This is a genomic window from Klebsiella sp. MS 92-3, from assembly GCF_000195655.1.
In the GTDB taxonomy this organism is placed as follows: domain Bacteria; phylum Pseudomonadota; class Gammaproteobacteria; order Enterobacterales; family Enterobacteriaceae; genus Klebsiella; species Klebsiella pneumoniae.
Genome location: NZ_GL882866.1, coordinates 127,446 through 131,567, shown reverse-complemented (window position 1 = coordinate 131,567; position 4,122 = coordinate 127,446). Strand labels below are relative to the sequence as shown.

Sequence of the window (4,122 nt, the reverse complement as noted above, 5' to 3'; positions counted from 1 at the left end):
GGCGTCGATGGTTGGGATCACGGCGTTGCCGGCCAGCACTACCACGTCCACCTGCGGCAGCGCGGGCAGCGTCGCCAGATCGTCCTGCGCCAGCCAGGCGCCGACCTGGTTAGCCGCCGCCAGCGTCGCTGCCGACAGCGGAGGAAATTGTTCTGCCATTCTGTCTCCTTAATCCTCTCTCAGCCGAGCGGAGAGGATGCTTTCGCTATCATAAACGCCGCCTGCCGGAAGGCATAGCGGCGTCGATTTGTAACCATTTTGAAATAACAAGAAACATCTAAAAACAGGCGGGTTGCACCTGAACAACTCACTATGAAAATAACAAAAAACAGCAAAATCAGGTGGAAAATAAAAAATAGCGTCGCGGTTATACCAGTTCAAACCGCGCCATAACGCCCAGCTTGCCAGCCATAAACTTGCCAATTGTAACCTTCAACCCTAAGTTGCTTAACAATTACACAACCTTTTCACATCAGGTTGCACTCTGCTCGTACAGAGTGACACCTGACCTATCTACCGTGGCGGGAGAACGTTTCGTAATGAGCAATCCACAAGACAACACTGCATCCATTCTGCAGAAAAACAAGAAGGTACTGATCGCGAGCCTGACAGGCAGCGCCATCGAATGGTTCGATTATTTTCTCTATGGCACCGCCGCCGCGCTGGTGTTCAACAAAATCTTCTTTCCGATGGTCGACCCGGTTATCGGCCTGATCCTCTCCTGGCTCTCCTTCTCGCTGACGTTTTTTATCCGCCCCATCGGCGGCGTGATTTTCGCCCATATCGGCGATCGCATCGGCCGCAAGAAGACGCTGGTGCTGACCCTGTCGCTGATGGGGAGCGCCACGGTGGCGATCGGCCTGCTGCCCACCTACGAGATGGTGGGCCTCTGGGCGCCGGCCCTGCTGATTATCCTGCGCATTATTCAGGGCATGGGTATCGGCGGCGAATGGGGCGGCGCGCTGCTGCTGGCCTATGAATACGCGCCGGAAAAGCGGAAAGGCTTTTTCGGCAGCATTCCCCAGGCCGGGGTGACCATCGGCATGTTGATGGCGACATTTATCGTCTCGCTGATGACGCTGTTCGATGAGGCGCAGTTTCTCGCCTGGGGCTGGCGCATACCGTTCCTGCTCAGCTCCGTCCTCGTTTTTCTCGGCCTGTGGATCCGCAAAGATATCGACGAAACGCCCGCCTTTAAGCAGGTGAAAAAATCCGGCCAGGTGGCGAAGGCCCCGCTGCGCGATACGCTCAAGCACCACTGGCGGGAAGTGCTGATCGCCGCCGGCCTGAAAGTGGTGGAGACCGCCCCCTTCTATATCTTCTCCACCTTTGTGGTCAGCTACGCCACCACCACCCTGAGCTATCAGAAGTCGCAGGCGCTGGAATCCGTGACCCTGGGCGCGCTGGTGGCCACCGTGATGATCCCGCTGATGGGGCTGCTGTCAGACAAGGTGGGTCGGCAAAAGATGTACACCCTGAGCGTGGTGCTGCTGGGGCTGTTTATCGTCCCGTGGTTCCTGCTGCTCGACACCGGCACCGGCTGGGGCATCATGCTGGCGACGATCGTTGCCTTCGGCATCCTGTGGGCGCCGGTAACCGCGGTGCTCGGCACCCTGTGCTCTGAGATTTTCAGCGCCAATGTGCGCTATACCGGGATCACCCTCGGCTACCAGCTGGGCGCCGCGCTGGCCGGGGGCACCGCGCCGCTTATCGCCACCGGTCTGCTGGCAAAATATGACGGTGACTGGCGGCCGGTGGCCATTTATCTGGGCATTACGGTGGCGATTTCGCTGCTGGCGATATTCTGCGCCAGCCGGATGAAGTCCGCGCTGAGCACGGCCCCCTCCCGGGCGGAAAGCGCCTGACCGCCGCCCGCCAGGGCTACTACGGCGCCGACTATCTCGCCCGGCGGCGCTGCGCTTGCGCGGGCCTGGGGAAATCGCGCCGCGGGGGATACCGCTTATCCCAGGTCCGTAAGCATGTAGGCCTGGTAAGGCGCCAGCCGCCACCGGGCAGAAACAGGCGTCAAGTCTTCCCCCCTGCTTAGCCGGCCGCCAGGACCGGCGGGTGTCAGGCGCTCTGGTTGTCCAGCTGAAGCTGCCCCTCGCGCCGCTGCTTCAGCTTCCAGAAGCCCCACAGCGCGATAAACCACAGCGGAGAAGCCAACAGCGCCAGCAGCGTGTCCGGGTCAAAGATCATGATGAAGATAGAGAACGCGAAGAACAGCAGGCTCCCCCAGCTCATCACCACCCCGGCGGGCATCTTAAAGATCGACCCGGCGTGCAGGTCCGGACGCTGACGGCGGTAAACCAGATAGGCCACGAGGATCATCCCCCAGCTGAACACCACCATAATCGCCGCCAGGGTCGAGACGATGGTGAACAGGGTCATCACGTTCGGCACCAGAAACAGCAACAGCGTGCCGATCAGCATGCAGAAGCAGGAGAACAGCAGGCTGCGTACCGGAATGCGGGTACTGCGCGACAGGATACGAAACTGCCAGTGCGCATGCTTCTCCACCGACAGGCCGTACAGCATGCGGGTGCTGGAGAAGACCCCGCTGTTGGCCGAGGACATCGCCGAGGTCAGCGCCACAAAGTTAATCACCGCCGCGGCGGCAGGCAGCCCGGCCTTGGCGAACAGCGTCACGAAGGGGCTGGTCTCCGCCGACACCCCCGGCCACGAGGCGACAGCGATGATCACCACCATCGACAGCAGATAGAAGATGATAATCCGCAGCGGCAGAGCATTGATCGCCTTGGGCAAAATGCGCTGCGGATCGCGGGTCTCCGCCGTCATGGTGCCCAGCAGCTCAATGCCGGTAAAGGAGAAGATCGCTATCTGGAAGCCGGCGAAAAAGCCGGTGATGCCGTGGGGCATAAAGGCCGTCGGGTCGGTGAGATGGCTGAGGGAGGCCGTCACGCCGTCCGGGGAGGTCCAGCCGGTGGCAATCATCCAGCCGCCGGTGCCGATCAGGGCGATAATGGTGATCACCTTGATCAGGGCGAACCAGAACTCCGCCTCGCCAAACATTTTCACCGACAGCAGGTTAAGCAGGAACAGGATCGCCAGCATGCTGAGGGCCGGCATCCACGCCGACAGTTCCGGGAACCAGTACTGCATATAGCTCCCGCAGACCACCACGTCGGCGATACAGGTCACCACCCAGCTTAGCCAGTAGGTCCAGCCGAGGTAAAAGCTGGCCTGCGGCCCGAGATACTCGCCGACAAAGTCGGCAAACGAGCGGTAGTCATGGCGGGTGAGCAGCAGCTCGCCCATCGCCCGCATCACCATATAGGTAAAGAACCCGACCAGCACATAGATAACCAGGATCGAGGTGCCGGCGACGGCGATGTTGCGCCCCGCCCCCATAAACAGTCCGGTGCCGATGGCGCCCCCGAGGGCAATCATCTGGATATGGCGGGCGCTGAGCCCGCGCTTAAGCTGTGACGCGCCTTCACCTCCGGCGGCAGGTGACGCCTGATGTTGATGTTCAGTCATGGTGTTTCCTCAGGCTGGTTGCGGGAGACGAAGGGCAGCGGCGCGGAGCAACAGCCCGGCGCGCTGGCCGGTGGCGACCCCGGCGTTGGGAAAGAGGATATAGGGGGCCCGGGCCTGCACCACCCAACGTTTCTCTGCCTGGCGGGCGATCTCATACCCTGCCGGGAGCGCGGTGAAGTTTTCAACGTCTGCCGCGAGATTAAGCGTAAATTCCCCCTCGCGCTTGATGATGCTCTCCTCGACCAGGAAGTAGTCCACCGGCGCTTTGTCGCGCGGCGGCAGCGGCGCGTCAGCGATCCAGGCCCGGATCGCCGCGTCGGCGGCGGCGAACAGGCTGAGATCGTTGGCGCCGAACGGCATCACTTTCCCCAGCTCCAGGGTGGCGCTTTGCGCGGCGAACTTTTCGCAGGTGAAATGGGTGAAGGTGCCGCCCGCTTCGGTATGGCGCACGACGGCGTCCATCCCGCTGGCCTGCAGCAGCTGATAGAAATCGGGCGAAAAATCCCCGGCGTGGGCCGGGAGCAGCGCAAACTGGCGATACAGCGATCCGCGAATGGCGGTGTGCATATCGAGATGACCACGGTTGACCGGCCCCGCCGTATCGGCGGCGCGATAAAAAGC

The 4,122-nt window shown here is 61.5% G+C and carries 3 protein-coding genes and 1 pseudogene; 1 reads left to right on the top strand and 3 read right to left on the bottom strand.

The window, feature by feature from the left end; all coding sequences use genetic code 11:
* A pseudogene (locus HMPREF9538_RS31930) lies at positions 1–159 on the bottom strand (YdcF family protein); the annotation flags it as partial.
* A gap of 380 nt (positions 160–539) precedes the next feature.
* Between HMPREF9538_RS31930 and HMPREF9538_RS01725 the strand changes: the two are divergent.
* On the top strand, positions 540–1,865 hold the full coding sequence (locus HMPREF9538_RS01725) for an MFS transporter (RefSeq protein ID WP_004210334.1): 1,326 nt from the start codon (positions 540–542) through the stop codon (positions 1,863–1,865).
* A 205-nt stretch (positions 1,866–2,070) separates the two neighbouring features.
* Here HMPREF9538_RS01725 and HMPREF9538_RS01730 read toward each other — a convergent pair whose 3' ends face one another.
* Positions 2,071–3,501, bottom strand: coding sequence for an amino acid permease (locus HMPREF9538_RS01730; protein ID WP_009760658.1), 1,431 nt, complete (start codon positions 3,499–3,501; stop codon positions 2,071–2,073).
* Positions 3,502–3,510: 9 nt separating this feature from the next.
* Positions 3,511–4,122: succinylglutamate desuccinylase (locus tag HMPREF9538_RS01735; protein ID WP_009760657.1), on the bottom strand; the 612-nt coding region annotated here is incomplete at its 5' end.